Below are 13,450 nucleotides of genomic sequence, written 5' to 3' on the forward strand. Positions count from 1 at the left end.
TGGGGCCGGGGTCAGGGGAGGCGGTTGCGGTAGATCTGCCTGGCTTGCTCGTACAGGGCCAGGTGGTCGTCCACCTGGGCGGGGGTGTCGAAGCGGCCGGACTCGCGCAGGATGGATTCCAGCCGGTCCAGCCAGGCCAGGCACCACCGCACGTCCGCCTCCCTGGCCACGCGGACGCCCGCGACGTCGAGGTACACAGGGCTGGTGTGGGCGTAGGCGCCGCGCCGGTGCTGGGAGCGCTGGTGCGGCCCGCCGGTCGCCACAGCCACCACGTACGTCGGTTCGTCCGCCGTCATCGTGGCCACCAGCCGCCCGGGAGGCCCCTGCGCGAGCACGCCCGCAGCGGTACGGATCTCCAGTTCCTCGACCTCCGGCCCGATCGTGGAGACCACGATCTCCACCTCCTGGCCCGGCAGCAGCTCCAGCGTGTCGCCGGGGCCGTGCCCGTTCACCGTGAGCTCCAGCCACGGCCCGGTGGTGGCGAACGTACGACCGTGCAGGATCGCCTCGGCGTAGGACTCGGCGGTGAGGGGGCCGGCGACGTTGGCGTACACACGCTCCCAGCCGGGCGGGGCGGAGGCGGTGCCGCGGCGGCAGAACGACAACACGGCGTCGGTGCCCGCCGTCACCGCCAGCCTGTTGCCCGCGCCGATGAGACGGTGGTACACGGCCGCCGTGGCCAGGACGGAGGAATGGTTGAGCACATCGAGCGAGTCGATCAGCCCCAGTGCGGCGTCGGCCACGATCTCCCTGGCCGCGCAGGACCGTCCGCGATCGAGTACGACGTCCGGCGGGTCGTCGTCGCCGAACGCGGTGTGGAACGGGTGACCGTAGGAGACGATCCCGCCGAGCGCCCTCAGCTCCTCGCACGCCGCCGCGTTGGGCGGCCAGTCCGCCGTGCCGCCGAAGCCCGTGTGGTAGCGGCTCGGCAGCCCGCGCAGCCCGAACGCCGTGCAGTGGCCGAGCACGTCGTTGCGGAACTCGACGCCGATCCTGGCCAGATGCCGGTCGTCGGACCACGGCAGGTCCTTGCCCACCCACTGCTCCAGCGCCTCCGCGTCGTAGACGCGCTCGCTCGCCACGTTGCCCGCCACCAGGTTGAGCACGTGGAGGTCCTCGCCGTGCTGCGCTGCGGCGGCCAGCTCGGGCGCGGCGGGCTCCTCGCCCATCCAGTTGAGGTGGACGTGCAGGTCGCCGCCGTACCAGCCGCGGGCGGCCGCGTCGTACAGCCGTTCGGGCGTCAGCTCCACCAGCGTCTCCGCGCCGGCCTGCGGAGTGACGGTCACGTCGGCGGTGCCGTACTCCATCCCCCTGGCCACGGTCACGGTGACGGGCTCGGCGGGGACGCGGACCACGAGGTCGTCGCCGTGGAAGAACGGCCGGCGGTGCGCGTCCAGCTTGGGCGGCGCGCCTTCGGGGTACCAGCCCTGGCCGTTCGCGCTCGTCACGCTCCACCGGCACGGGAACCCCGCGCGTAACCGCACGCCGGCCGCCGCCACCCGCCTGCTCAGCGGCGTCAGGTCGACCGGCTGCCCGTCGACGACGACGGACTCGGCGACCTCGACCACCTTGGCCCCGCACGCCTCCACCGTGTAAGGGGTGTCGTCCACGAGCACGGTGACCGGTTCGTCCCTGCTGGAGTCGAGCAGCAACGCCGTACGAAACGGCTCGCCCTCCAGCACGATTCGCGTGACGGCCGCCACCGCGTGACCGCCGGGCGTCAGGCGCAGCACGGGCAGGTTGTCCACGACGTCGCCGGCGAGCGCGTCACGTACCACCCGGTCGGGATCCACCTCGCCGAGATGATCCTCCAGCTCGGCGGCAGGCAGGTCGGGATGGCGCTCGGCCAGTTGGCGCAGTCCGGTGGTGTAGAAGTTGTAACGGCGGTCGAGGAAGACGGTCGCCCATGCCTGGACGACGTAGGACAGAGACGGTTCGCCCCAACAGGGACCGTGCGCGTCACGGAGCGCGCGGTACTCGGCCAGAGCGGCGGAGACGGGACCAGGAAGCAACGCATCGTCACACATCGGACACTCCTCGGAGGGGACCCATGGTCATACTGACATGGACCTCCCGCTGTGTCCCGCTTTGCGCAGAAGGGCAAGACCTCAAGGCGGTCGGCGCGCCGAACCCAGCACGTCCACCGGCCTCCCCTCGTCTTTCGGCAGTCGCATCCGGTCCGTGTTCCGCGCGTGTCCTGATGGCGGCATTCTCTTCATCATGAGAAACACGCTCATGACGTTGGTGGCCTGCGGTGCTCTGCTGGCAGGGGTTGCTCCAGCCCAGGCTTCCTCAGAGCGAGAAGTCTCCCAAGATCCTGTCCAGGCATTGAAAAGCATTCTGGCAAGCGGACACGGCGTGCGTTTCACCGAAACTGCCATCGTCTCGAAGGGCACGAAGAAACTCACTGAACGCCGACGTGAAGGCACCTTCGAGTTCAACGCGCCCAATGGAGGCGTCAAGGCGTTGGACGTCACCACGACCGGAGGTGCTCATGGAACCGAACGCGGCATTGGTTTCAATCACGAGCCCGGCGGCACCAGCTACCAGTCCGGTGGGCTCATCGGGAAGTGGCTGAAAGACGGCAAGGTCTGGTGGGAGAACTCTCACCAGTTGTACCTCTGGCACACCGAGCTGCTCGGATACGATGAGCAGCTTCTCAATCCGACAGAGCCGGCCACCGTGGCGGCCCTGCTGAAGAACGGCCACAGGAACGGGAACAGCGTCACCGGCGTGATCACCTTCAAGCAGCTCGGCAAGGCTCGCTCCGTCTGGTTCAGCCATTCCACCCAGGGTTCGTGGGGCCTCGTCGGTACGAAAGTGTCCTACACCCTCACGCTCACTCCGACGGGATCGATCAGCAGAGTGCAGAGCAGGTACACCCTCGCCGGCGGCCTTGATGAATTGGTGGGCAGAACCTTCTCCGTCGACACCCAGTACCAGGGGTGGGGTGAAAAGGTGTCCGTCAAGCCGCCGAACTCTCGCGACACGACAACTGAGTTGTGCATCAACGGCGAGGTCTGCCACTGGCGTCTTCCGAGTTGAGAACACGCTGCGCTTCCCGGCAATCACCGGTCGCCCTCAGGACGGCAGCCAGTCCGGCCACCAGGGCGGCACGTTGCCCACGCCGCAATTGAGCCCTGTCGCGCCGGTAGGGGTGCCGGTCGTCGCGAAATCGTAGAGGGTCAGGCCGGCCGGGACGACCACCAGCAGCGCGGCGGTGACCCAGAAGCCCACCCGGAAGGCCACGACGGCGGCTCTGCCGTCGGCCCGCCTCACGAGCGCGCGGAACCCGGCGAGGAGAAGCGCGCCGCACAGGAAGACGGCCATGAAAAGCAGCCACCTGCCGCCGAGAAAAATCAGCCCGGCCAGCGCCTGGCCTCCGTCGAGATCGCCGAAACAATACGAGAGCGCGCTGTCGACGAGCCGGCTGTCCACCCACGCGACCGCGGCGGCGAGTAGCACGACCGCCACCAGAACATCCCCGCACCCGAGGGTCCGGCGAAAATGCGCCCGCGCCTCCGTCGTCGAACCGGTGCCGGCGTATCGCATGGGCCCTCTTTTCCGTACCCCATTGTCGGGCAGGGTCTTCGGCCGCTTGGAAGAATTCGCCGCACGACTTTCGCGGCAAAGGTGATCAATTGTAGCCGACGTCGGCCGTTTTCTTGCCGTTGTCCTGCAAGTGGTACAGCTTCAGCGCCTCGTCGAGACTACATTCCTTGTGGCTGGAGTAAACGAACTTGGTGTCCGGCGGGTCGGAGACGCTCATCACCGCCTGTTTGCCGCCGCACGCGCCCATGGCACTGATCAGGCCCCACTCCGCGGACCGTCAGGAGTAGATCGACGTCCCCACGGCTGACAGTGCCTGCCCACCTCTGGGGAAGGCTCTCTTCATCGGCGAGATCCGCCGGAAAGCTGGCACATTCTGTGGCCGCGTTCGGTGCCTGAGATGATGCGCTCCGCAATTCAGGCGATGGAGTGCCGGCTCGCACTCCGGAGAGAAAGCGCGGCGAACGTCCTCGTCGGGCGCTCCTTTCGCTTATTGCGCGGAATCTGGGAAAGCGACGCGTCTTCCGGATCTGCGTCCCGGGAATCACGAACCAATTCGCGGCACCGTTTCCGTCCCCCCGGAAATTCCGGCACCCTTGGCGACCTCGGCACGACATGAGGTGAGATTTACAGGTGAGCGGGAGTTCGTGGGCCCGCCAAGCGATGCGCTGCGGCCGGGGGTAAGAGTGAGCCCCGGCCGGCCGGCCTCCGCCACCTGGTGACGGCCGCGGCTGCCGAAGCACACCCGCAGGGCATGGGGTCTTCCTCGGGGCGGTCGCGACCGCTTCCCGACGCCAATCGGCTCACGGTCGGTGAACTTCAACGAGAACAGGCGGGCTCCGTGAGACTGGAGGCCCGCCCGTAACTGTGACGTTCGCTCTGGTCGGCAGCCTGAGCCGCCGGTCAGAATCTTGTGCCCCCTGTAGGATTCGAACCTACGCACCCGGCTCCGGAGGCCGGTGCTCTATCCCCTGAGCTAAGGGGGCGACGAGTGATAAGGCTATCAGCATCTGGGGACCACTCGGCACCAGATAACGCTCCTTGAACGCATCCCGCGAAAACCCCACGTGACCGGCCCGCTACGGGCTAGCTTTGCGCCCGTGAGCGACGTTCTTGGCAAAGTACTGGTCGTGGATGACGACGAGGTCATCCGGCAGCTCATCGCGGTCAACCTGAACCTTGAGGGGTTCGAGGTGTCGACCGCCACCGATGGGCAGGACTGTCTGGATCGCGTGATGGACGTCATGCCGGATGTGATCACGCTGGACGTGATGATGCCCTGCCTCGACGGGTGGGCGACGGCGGAGAAGTTGCGTACGGAGGAGGCGACCAGTCACATCAAGGTCGTCCTGATCACCGCGCGGGCGCAGGACGACGACCGGAGGCGGGGGCTGGGGATCGGGGTCGACGCGTACCTGACCAAGCCGTTCGATCCGGCCGAGCTCATTCAGGTGGTGCGGGAACTCGCATCCGGGGCGCCGAGTTGATGGGGTTGTAGAACGGCGCCGGATGGTGTGCCGGAGGTGGTGGGAGCGGCGGAGATGACGCCGCTCGGGCCGGCTCCGGATGCACGTCGGCGGCGACGACCATCGACGTGAGAGGCGCGACGTGCGTAGTTCGATCTTCGGCAACCTGGCCGGCCAGCCGCTTCCCGGCGGGTTCGCGCTGGAGAACAGCAAGATGCTGCGGGTCCAGTTGCCGCACGAGGTGCTTGCCAAGCAGGGGTCCATGGTCGCCTTCCAGGGGCAGATGGACTTCGACTACGAGGGTGGCGGGCTCGGCAGGCTGCTGAAGAAGGCCGTGACGGGGGAGGGGGCCTCCCTGATGCGGGTACGCGGCCAGGGGCAGCTCTATCTGGCCGACAACGCCGACGACATCCACCTCTTCTACCTGGAGAACGAGGGGCTGACGGTCAACGGGCGGAACCTGCTGGCGTTCGGGCCGGAGCTCAGGTGGGACATCCAGCGGGTGCAGGGGGCCGGGGTCGCGGCCGGTGGGCTGTTCAACACCACGGTGACGGGCACGGGGTGGGTGGCGGTGACCACGCACGGCACGCCGGTGTTGCTGGACGTGGCGCGGATGCCGACGTTCGTGGACGGGCAGGCGGCGGTGTGCTGGAGCACGGGGCTGCAGGTCGGGGTCAACCGCACGATGAAGGTCGGGGCGTTGATCGGGCGCGGGAGCGGCGAGGCCATGCAGCTGGCGTTCCGGGGGCAGGGGTTCGTCCTGGTGCAGGCCAGCGAAGGTGCGCCGGTGGTGCAGGCGTCCTGAGGTCGTACGGGCGGGGCCATGCGGTCCAGGGGCCGGGCGTGGACAGGTAATTAGCTTATTGCCATACTGGCTCGGTGGATGTGGATCTGGTCAAGGCGCTGGCCAGTGACAAACGGCTGCTCATCCTTGAGTGGCTGCGCGACCCCGAGCGGCACTTCGGCCCGCAGCGCGACGGCGATCTCGTACGCGACGGCGTCTGTTCGTTGTTCATCGCCGAGAAACTGGGCGTGAGCCGGCCCACGTGCGGCGAGCATCTCAAGGTGCTGGCCCAGGCGGGGCTGATCCGGGGCACGAAGATCAAGCAGTGGGTGTTCTACCAGCGCGACGAGGGCCGGATCGCCAAGGCCAAGGAGATGTTGAGCAGTGACTGGTGACGCCTACGAAGGTCCCGACGGCTCCGAGGGCGCCGATGCCGGAGAAGGTCCCGGAGCCCACGGAGGTCTCGATGCCGGGGAAGGTCCCGATGCCGGGGAAGGTCCCGAGGCCCACCGGCGGCCGGACGCCTACGAGCGGCTGATCGCCGATCTCGATGCCGGCGGGGCGCGGTACCGGGTGATCGACCATCCGGCGGAGGGCCGTACCGAGCAGGTGAGCGCCCTGCGCGGGCACGGCGTCGAGCAGGCGGCCAAGTGCCTGATCGTGATGGTCAAGATCGGAAAGAAGCGCACCCGGCACGTGCTGGCCGTCGTGCCGGGCGACGCGCGGCTGGATCTGCAGGCGGTCAAGGGGCTGCTGGAGGGCACGTACGTCGCCTTCGCCGACAAGGACCGCGCGGAGGAGCTGGCGGGCAGCGTCAGCGGGACGGTGTTGCCGTTCAGCCATGACCCCCGCCTTGAGCTGGTCGTCGATCCTTCGCTGCTGGAACTGCCGGAGATCTACTTCAACGCCGCGCGCCTCGACCGCTCCTTGGCGCTCGCCACCGACGACTACGTACGTCTGGCCGCGCCGCGCGTGGCCGCCATCGTGGCGGCGGCGGTGCCGGCCGCCGGTTAGCCACCAGCGGGCGTCCGGGGCAGGGCGGCCGGAGGCAGGAGGGGACGGCGAAGGCGGGGACCTGCGGGAACGTCCCCTAGGCGGAGGTGGCTTTCACGATCGCGAGCGGGCCGGGCGCGTGGTGCAGCATGGCCTGGCTGACCGAGCCGATGAGCATGCCCTTCAGCGTGCCGTGCCCCCGGCTGCCGACGACCAGCAGGTCGGCCCCGGCCGCCACCTCGCGCAGCACCTCGACGGGATGGCCGTGCACGACGTCCTCGATCACCTCCACGCCGGGATGGCATTGGCGGGGTATGGCGAGGAAGGTCCGCAGAGCCTCGCGGGTCTCGCGTTCGGCCTCCGGATCGGCGGGCCCGAAGCCCGAGGGACGCGGCCAGGCGAACGCCTCCACCGCGCGCAGCCTGGCGCCGCGCAGCTCGGCCTCGGCGAAGGCGAACTTCAGCGCGCGGAGGCTGCCCTCGGAACGGTCGACGCCGACCACCAGCTCACCGCGCGGAACGGCGGGCGGATCGCGGACCAGGACGACGTCCGTCTGGGCGTGCGCGGCCACCCCGTGGGCGACCGAGCCGAGCAGCAGCCCGCGTACGCCGCCCAGGCCACGACTGCCGACGACGAGCAGGTCGGCCTGCTCGGCGGTCTTGATCAGCGCGGCGCGGGGATCGCCGGGCACGAGTTCCGTGGTCACCTCGGCGCCCAGTTCGCGGGCCTGCCGTTCGGCGGCCGCGAGCACCTCCTTGGCGCCGTCGCGCATCCACTTGCCCACCTCCGCGTACCGGCCGGAGATTGGGCGGCAGACCCAGTCGGGCACCACGTGGGCCACGGTCAGCGACACCCCGCGCAGCACTGCCTCCTTGGCGGCCCAGTCGACGGACAGCAGTCCGGTCGGCGAGCCGTCGACACCTGCGACGATCATGGTCAGGCCACGTAACATTCCACTTCGGCGCGGCGATAGGCCAAGCCCTGTCTGGTGGACTCGTCGATGCACGCGCGCTCGGTCTTGCTGAGGAGCAGTTCGCCGCAGACCGTCACGCCGGAGTACGTCCGGCAGTCGAGTGAACGGTTGCGCCGGCCGATACGGTAGTTGTCCTTGACCGCTTGCCTGCACTTCTGGCGCAGGGCTGGTGTGTCGGCGTAGCGGCACTGGGCGGTCAGCGTCCGGTATTGCTGCTTGCTCACTTCCTGCTGCTCGATGCCGTCCCCAGAGGCGGCAGCCGGTCCGATCGTGGCGAGAGCCACGATCGCGGCCACAGCGGCGATCTTCATCATAGTTCCCCTGAGGGAGTCCGTACCGCCAGGGGCGATCGCCAAACCTTAGGCTGATCGCCATGCTGACGCTCCGGTACGACGAGCCCGCCCCCAGTTGGGAAGGACACGTCCTTCCGATCGGTAACGGAGCGCTCGGCGCCTGCGTGTTCGGGACGCTTGCGACCGAGCGCGTCCAGCTCAACGAGAAGTCGTTGTGGACCGGCGGTCCGGGCAGCGCGGAGCCCGGTGGATCCGGAAACTGGCCGGCGGACCGTCCCGGCGCTCTGGAGGCGGTGCGGCGGGTCATCGACGACCGGGGTTCGATGGCGCCGGAGGAGGTGGCCGCGATCCTGGGGAACCCGTCCTACAGCACGGTGGGGCACATTCCCGGCTTCGGGGCGTACCAGAACTTCGGTGAGCTGCTGCTCGACGTGACCGGCGGTTTCTCCGGCGGCTACCGGCGCACGCTCGACCTGGAGACGGCGGTGGCCGCCGTGACGTACGAGGATGCCGACGGCGTGGTCCTCACCAGGGAATATTTCGCCTCGTACCCGGCGCACGTCATCGTCGGCAGGCTGACGGCGGGGCGTCCGGGACGGGTGGGGTTCACGTTGCGCTTCGGCACCGCGCATGACGGCGAGGAGGAAGTGACCGCCGAGTCCGGACGGCTGCGCGTCCGGGGCGTGCTCGCCGACAACGGCCTGGTGTACGAGGGCCAGGTCCAGGTGCTGACCGAGGGCGGCACCCGTACGGACGAGGGCGACCGCGTCGTGGTGACGGGCGCCGACAGCGCGGTGTTCGTCTTCTCGGCGGCCACCGACTACGCGCCCGTCCACCCCGGCTACCGCGGCCCGGACCCGGCGGCGCGCGTCACGGCAGCGGTGGACGCGGCGGCCCGGCGGCCGTACGCCGAGCTGCGGGCCGAGCACGAGGCCGACCATCGGGCGCTGTTCGGCCGGGTCCGCCTCGACCTCGGCCAGCGCATGCCCGACCTGCCGACCGACCGCCTGCTGGCCGCCTACGAAGGCGCCGGCACCCCGTCCGACAAAGCCCTGGAGACGCTGTACTTCCAGTACGGCCGGTACCTGCTGATCGCCTGCTCCCGCCCCGGCTCGCTGCCGGCCAACCTCCAGGGGGTGTGGAACGCGTCCAACTCGCCGCCGTGGGAGTCCGACTACCACACCAACATCAACCTGCAGATGAACTACTGGCCGGCCGAGCCGGCGAACCTGGCCGAGACGGCGGTGCCGTACCAGGAGTTCGTGGCGGGGCTGCGCGCGCCCGGACGCGAGACCGCGCGGTCGATGTTCGGCTCGGCGGGGTGGGCGGTGCACTCCAACACCAACCCGTTCGGGTTCACGGGGGTGCACGACTGGCCCACGTCGTTCTGGATGCCGGACGCCGCCGGCTGGCTGGTGCGCCAGCTCTACGAGCGTTACCTGTTCGACGGCGACGAGCGCCACCTGCGCGGGCACGCCTATCCGGCGATGCGCGAGGCCGCCGAGTTCTGGCTGGCCAACCTGTGTCCCGACGCGCGCGACGGCAGCCTCGTCGTCTCGCCCGCGTACTCGCCCGAGCACGGCGACTTCACCGCGGGCGCGGCCATGCCGCAGCAGATCGTCCGGGACCTGTTCGCCTGCACGGTCGCGGCCGCGCGCACGCTCGGCGTGGACGCCGAGTTCGCCGGACGGCTGCGCGAGGCGGCCGACCGGCTCGATCCCGGGCTGCGGGTCGGTTCCTGGGGGCAGCTCCAGGAGTGGAAGGCCGACCTCGACGACCCGTCCGACCGGCACCGGCACGTCTCCCAGCTCTACGCCCTGCACCCCGGGACGCAGCTCACCGCTCCCGAGCACCTGGCCGCGGCGCGCACCACGCTCGAAGCGCGCGGCGACGGCGGCACGGGCTGGAGCATGGCCTGGAAGGTCAACTTCTGGGCCCGGCTCAAGGACGGCGACCGCGCCCTGGCCATGCTGAGCGGGCAACTGCGCGCCAGCACGCTGCCCAACCTGTGGGACACACATCCGCCGTTCCAGATCGACGGGAACCTCGGCGCGACCGCCGGGGTGGCCGAGATGCTGCTCCAGAGCCACGCCGGCGTCATCGAGCTGCTGCCCGCGCTGCCGGCCGCCTGGCGCGCGGGCTCGTTCGACGGGCTGCGCGCCCGCGGCGGCTTCACCGTCGGGGTGACCTGGGCGGACGGCGTGCCGGTCGAGGTCAGGCTGTCGTCGGCGCGCGGCGGGACCGCCCGGCTGCGCGGCCCCGGCTTCGCGCTCGACCTGGAGACTAGGGCTGGGGAGAGCTGCGCGCTGTCGCCAGCACGCTGAACCACGTGCGGTGGGTGACGTTCGTCTCGTGCCAGGCGACCGCGAACCCGGCCGCGTCCAGCACCGCGAGCAGGTCGCCCGCGTCGCGGTGGACGAACCAGCGCTCGTACTCCGTCCGGTACGGCACCGGCTCCCAGCCCTCGCCGTCGCCCAGGGCGGTGGTCAGCGCGAGCACCCCGCCGGGGCGCAGCGCCGCGTGCCAGGCGCGCAACGTCGCCTCGGTCTGCTCGGACGGCACGTGCACGAGGGCCGCGGCCGACCAGAGGCCGTCCAGGGAGGCCGGCGACAGCGGCGGGCGTCGCAGATCGCCCAGGACGGTGGGCACGCCGTGCCCGGCGGCGAGCCTGGCCATCTCGATCGACAGGTCCACGCCCACGGTGGTCAGGCCGCGTCCGGCGAACCAGGCCGACTCGCGCCCCGGGCCGCATCCCAGGTCGGCGACCGTGGCTCCGGCGGGCAGGGCCGAGGCGAACCGGTCGCGGAAGGCCGCGAACGAGGGTGGCGGTTCGGTGAACTGCTCGTCGAACTGGCGCGCGATGCGGTCGTAGGTGGCGGTCGTGTGCGCAATGGGATCAGACATCCCCTTGATCCTGCCACGCGCGGGGTTATGATCGCGATGACCAACGCGGGAGCCCGGTGCGGACCGGGCTGAGAGGACGGCTGTCAGCCGCCGACCGCCAGAACCTGCTCCGGATAATGCCGGCGAAGGGAGTTTGCGCGATGAGCGACGCGCGCTTTTCCAAGATCTACATCGGTGACCTTCAGGTGCCGATGCGCGAGGTCAGGCTGTCGAACGGCACGTCGGTGCGGCTCTACGACACCTCGGGGCCGTCGCGTGCCGACCGCTCGGCGTGGGGCTCGCCGGTCACCCAGCTCGGCGCGGCGCGGCGCGGCGTGGTGACCAAGGAGATGGAGTTCGTGGCCGTCCGGGAGGGGATGACGCCCGAGTTCGTCCGGCAGGAGGTCGCGGCCGGGCGGGCGGTCATCCCCGCCAACGTCAACCATCCGGAGTCCGAGCCGATGGCGATCGGCCGGAACTTCCTGGTCAAGATCAACGCCAACATCGGCAACTCCGCCGTCACCTCCTCGATCGAGGAGGAGGTCGAGAAGATGACCTGGGCCACCCGGTGGGGCGCCGACACCGTCATGGACCTGTCCACCGGGCCGAACATCCACGAGACCCGCGAGCAGATCATCCGCAGCTCGCCCGTCCCGGTCGGGACCGTGCCCATCTACCAGGCGCTGGAGAAGGTGGGCGGGCGGCCCGAGGCGCTGTCGTGGGAGGTCTACCGCGACACCCTGATCGAGCAGTGCGAGCAGGGCGTCGACTACGTGACGGTGCACGCGGGCGTGCGGCTGGCGCACGTCCCGCTGACCGCCCGCCGCAAGACCGGGATCGTCTCGCGCGGGGGCTCGATCATGGCCGCCTGGTGCCTGGCCCACCACCGCGAGAGCTTCCTGTACGAGCACTTCGACGAGATGTGCGCCCTGCTGGCCCGCTACGACGTGACGTTCTCGCTGGGCGACGGGCTGCGCCCCGGCTCGATCGCGGACGCCAACGACGAGGCCCAGTTCGCCGAGCTGCGCACCCTGGGCGAGCTGACCAAGATCGCGCACGCGCACGACGTGCAGGTGATGATCGAGGGCCCCGGCCACGTGCCCATGCACAAGATCAAGGAGAACGTCGACCTGCAGCGCGAGCTCTGCGACGACGTGCCCTTCTACACCCTCGGCCCGCTCGTCACCGACATCGCCCCCGGCTACGACCACATCACCTCGGGCATCGGCGCCGCCATGATCGCCTGGTACGGCACCGCCATGCTCTGCTACGTCACCCCCAAGGAGCACCTCGGCCTGCCCAACCGCGACGACGTCAAGACCGGCGTGATCACCTACAAGATCGCGGCGCACGCGGCTGACCTGGCCAAGGGGCACCCGCAGGCCCAGGCGTGGGACGACGCCCTGTCGGACGCCCGGTTCGAGTTCCGCTGGGAGGACCAGTTCGACCTGTCGCTCGACCCGGACACCGCCCGCGCCTTCCACGACGAGACCCTGCCGGCCGCGCCCGCCAAGACCGCGCACTTCTGCTCGATGTGCGGCCCGAAGTTCTGCTCGATGAAGCTCAGCCACGAGGTGCGGGCGGGCATGGCCGACAAGGCGGCCGAGTTCCTCGGGAAGGGCGGCTCGATCTACCTCTGACCCGCGCGGTCAGCCCGGGAGCGTCTCGCCGCCGATCGGGGCCAGCACCTCGCCCGTGTAGTACGAGGACAGCCGGTCGGCGGCGAAGAACACGTACGAAGGGGCGATCTCGTCGGGGTCGGCGGCCCGTTTCATCGGCACCTGCGCGCCGAACTTCGCCACCTTCTCCTCCGGCATCGTGGCCGGGATCAGCGGCGTCCAGACCGGGCCGGGGGCGACGGCGTTGATCCTGATGCCGCGCTCGACCAGGTTCTGGGCCATCGAGTAGGTGAAGGCGTTGATCGCGCCCTTCGTCGCGGCGTAGTCGATGAGGGTCTTGTTGCCGCGCAGGCCGTTGATCGAGGAGGTGTTCACGATCGCGCTGCCCTCCCGCAGGTGCGGCAGCGCGGCCTTGGTGACGCGGTAGTAGCTGTGGATGTTGACCGCGAACGTGTGCTCCCACTGCTCGTCCGTCAGCTCCTCCAGGGAGTCGACCGGCGCCTGGTAGGCCACGTTGTTGACCAGGACGTCCAGGCCGCCCAGCTCGGAGACCGCCTGCTCCACGACCGTCGCGCAGTGGTCGCGGTCGCCCAGGTCGCCGGGCAGCAGCACGCACCGCCGTCCCTCCTGCTCGACCAGGCCGCGGGTGTGGTTGGCGTCGTCGTGCTCGTCGAGGTAGGCGATGGCGACGTCCGCGCCCTCCTTGGCGAACGCCACCGCCACCGCCCGGCCGATGCCCGAGTCGCCACCGGTGATCAGCGCCTTCTTGCCCGCCAGCAGGTCCCTGCCCTCGTAGCCGCGCATCTCGTCGCGCGGCTCGGGGGACATCTCGTCCGTACGGCCCGGGTACTGCTGGGTCTGGGGTGGTGGTGTCTCCGGCATGTCCGGCG

14 protein-coding genes, 1 tRNA gene and 1 riboswitch are annotated in these 13,450 nt (G+C 70.0%); of the genes, 7 read left to right on the plus strand and 8 right to left on the minus strand.

Annotated features, from left to right (window positions below; all coding sequences use genetic code 11):
- Nucleotides 1–11: 11 nt before the first annotated feature.
- On the minus strand, nt 12–2,027 hold the full coding sequence (locus AB0C33_RS03330; RefSeq protein WP_358283161.1) for a CehA/McbA family metallohydrolase: 2,016 nt from the start codon (nt 2,025–2,027) through the stop codon (nt 12–14).
- A gap of 193 nt (nt 2,028–2,220) precedes the next feature.
- On the opposite strand from AB0C33_RS03330, the gene AB0C33_RS03335 reads away from it, so the two are divergent.
- Entirely contained in the window at nt 2,221–3,045 is an 825-nt protein-coding gene (locus AB0C33_RS03335) for a hypothetical protein (RefSeq protein WP_358283163.1), read from the plus strand.
- 36 nt (nt 3,046–3,081) lie between these two features.
- Here the strand turns inward: AB0C33_RS03335 and AB0C33_RS03340 are convergent, their stop codons facing one another.
- The 3 genes from AB0C33_RS03340 to AB0C33_RS03350 form a co-directional block, all read right to left on the minus strand.
- Nucleotides 3,082–3,552, minus strand: a complete 471-nt coding sequence (locus tag AB0C33_RS03340) for a hypothetical protein (RefSeq protein ID WP_358283165.1) — start codon at nt 3,550–3,552, stop codon at nt 3,082–3,084.
- Nucleotides 3,553–3,637: 85 nt separating this feature from the next.
- Complete coding sequence (locus tag AB0C33_RS03345; RefSeq protein WP_358283167.1) at nt 3,638–3,799, minus strand: hypothetical protein; 162 nt, start codon at nt 3,797–3,799, stop codon at nt 3,638–3,640.
- A 664-nt stretch (nt 3,800–4,463) separates the two neighbouring features.
- A tRNA-Arg gene (locus tag AB0C33_RS03350) sits at nt 4,464–4,535 on the minus strand.
- A gap of 114 nt (nt 4,536–4,649) precedes the next feature.
- Between AB0C33_RS03350 and AB0C33_RS03355 the strand changes: the two genes are divergently transcribed.
- From AB0C33_RS03355 to AB0C33_RS03370, 4 genes are all read left to right on the plus strand, one after another.
- Nucleotides 4,650–5,036 (plus strand): response regulator, encoded by a 387-nt coding sequence (locus AB0C33_RS03355; RefSeq protein WP_352349704.1) that lies wholly within the window; start codon nt 4,650–4,652, stop codon nt 5,034–5,036.
- A gap of 121 nt (nt 5,037–5,157) precedes the next feature.
- On the plus strand, nt 5,158–5,820 hold the full coding sequence (locus tag AB0C33_RS03360; protein WP_358283169.1) for an AIM24 family protein: 663 nt from the start codon (nt 5,158–5,160) through the stop codon (nt 5,818–5,820).
- A gap of 74 nt (nt 5,821–5,894) precedes the next feature.
- Nucleotides 5,895–6,194: a winged helix-turn-helix domain-containing protein gene (locus AB0C33_RS03365; protein ID WP_352349708.1), complete on the plus strand. Its 300-nt coding sequence runs from the start codon at nt 5,895–5,897 to the stop codon at nt 6,192–6,194.
- Nucleotides 6,184–6,813, plus strand: a complete 630-nt coding sequence (locus AB0C33_RS03370; protein WP_358283171.1) for a YbaK/EbsC family protein — start codon at nt 6,184–6,186, stop codon at nt 6,811–6,813. Before AB0C33_RS03365 ends, AB0C33_RS03370 begins: the two co-directional genes overlap by 11 nt.
- Nucleotides 6,814–6,889: 76 nt before the next feature.
- On the opposite strand, the gene AB0C33_RS03375 is transcribed toward AB0C33_RS03370, so the two are convergent.
- Nucleotides 6,890–7,726, minus strand: coding sequence for a universal stress protein (locus AB0C33_RS03375; RefSeq protein WP_358283173.1), 837 nt, complete (start codon nt 7,724–7,726; stop codon nt 6,890–6,892).
- Between the two features lie 2 nt (nt 7,727–7,728).
- Nucleotides 7,729–8,079: a hypothetical protein gene (locus AB0C33_RS03380; protein WP_352349714.1), complete on the minus strand. Its 351-nt coding sequence runs from the start codon at nt 8,077–8,079 to the stop codon at nt 7,729–7,731.
- 59 nt (nt 8,080–8,138) lie between these two features.
- On the opposite strand from AB0C33_RS03380, the gene AB0C33_RS03385 reads away from it, so the two are divergent.
- Nucleotides 8,139–10,382, plus strand: a complete 2,244-nt coding sequence (locus tag AB0C33_RS03385) for a glycoside hydrolase family 95 protein (RefSeq protein WP_358283175.1) — start codon at nt 8,139–8,141, stop codon at nt 10,380–10,382.
- On the opposite strand, the gene AB0C33_RS03390 is transcribed toward AB0C33_RS03385, so the two are convergent.
- Nucleotides 10,342–10,962 (minus strand): class I SAM-dependent methyltransferase, encoded by a 621-nt coding sequence (locus AB0C33_RS03390; RefSeq protein WP_358283177.1) that lies wholly within the window; start codon nt 10,960–10,962, stop codon nt 10,342–10,344. The genes AB0C33_RS03385 and AB0C33_RS03390 overlap by 41 nt on opposite strands.
- A 35-nt stretch (nt 10,963–10,997) precedes the next feature.
- Nucleotides 10,998–11,110, plus strand: a riboswitch (TPP riboswitch).
- Here AB0C33_RS03390 and thiC point away from each other — a divergent pair.
- On the plus strand, nt 11,103–12,581 hold the full coding sequence (gene thiC, locus AB0C33_RS03395) for a phosphomethylpyrimidine synthase ThiC (protein ID WP_358283179.1): 1,479 nt from the start codon (nt 11,103–11,105) through the stop codon (nt 12,579–12,581). (Overlaps the previous riboswitch by 8 nt.)
- 9 nt (nt 12,582–12,590) lie before the next feature.
- Here thiC and AB0C33_RS03400 read toward each other — a convergent pair whose 3' ends face one another.
- Complete coding sequence (locus AB0C33_RS03400; protein WP_358283181.1) at nt 12,591–13,442, minus strand: SDR family oxidoreductase; 852 nt, start codon at nt 13,440–13,442, stop codon at nt 12,591–12,593.
- Nucleotides 13,443–13,450: the final 8 nt, after the last annotated feature.

This window comes from Nonomuraea sp. NPDC048881 (assembly GCF_040649795.1).
In the GTDB taxonomy this organism is placed as follows: domain Bacteria; phylum Actinomycetota; class Actinomycetes; order Streptosporangiales; family Streptosporangiaceae; genus Nonomuraea.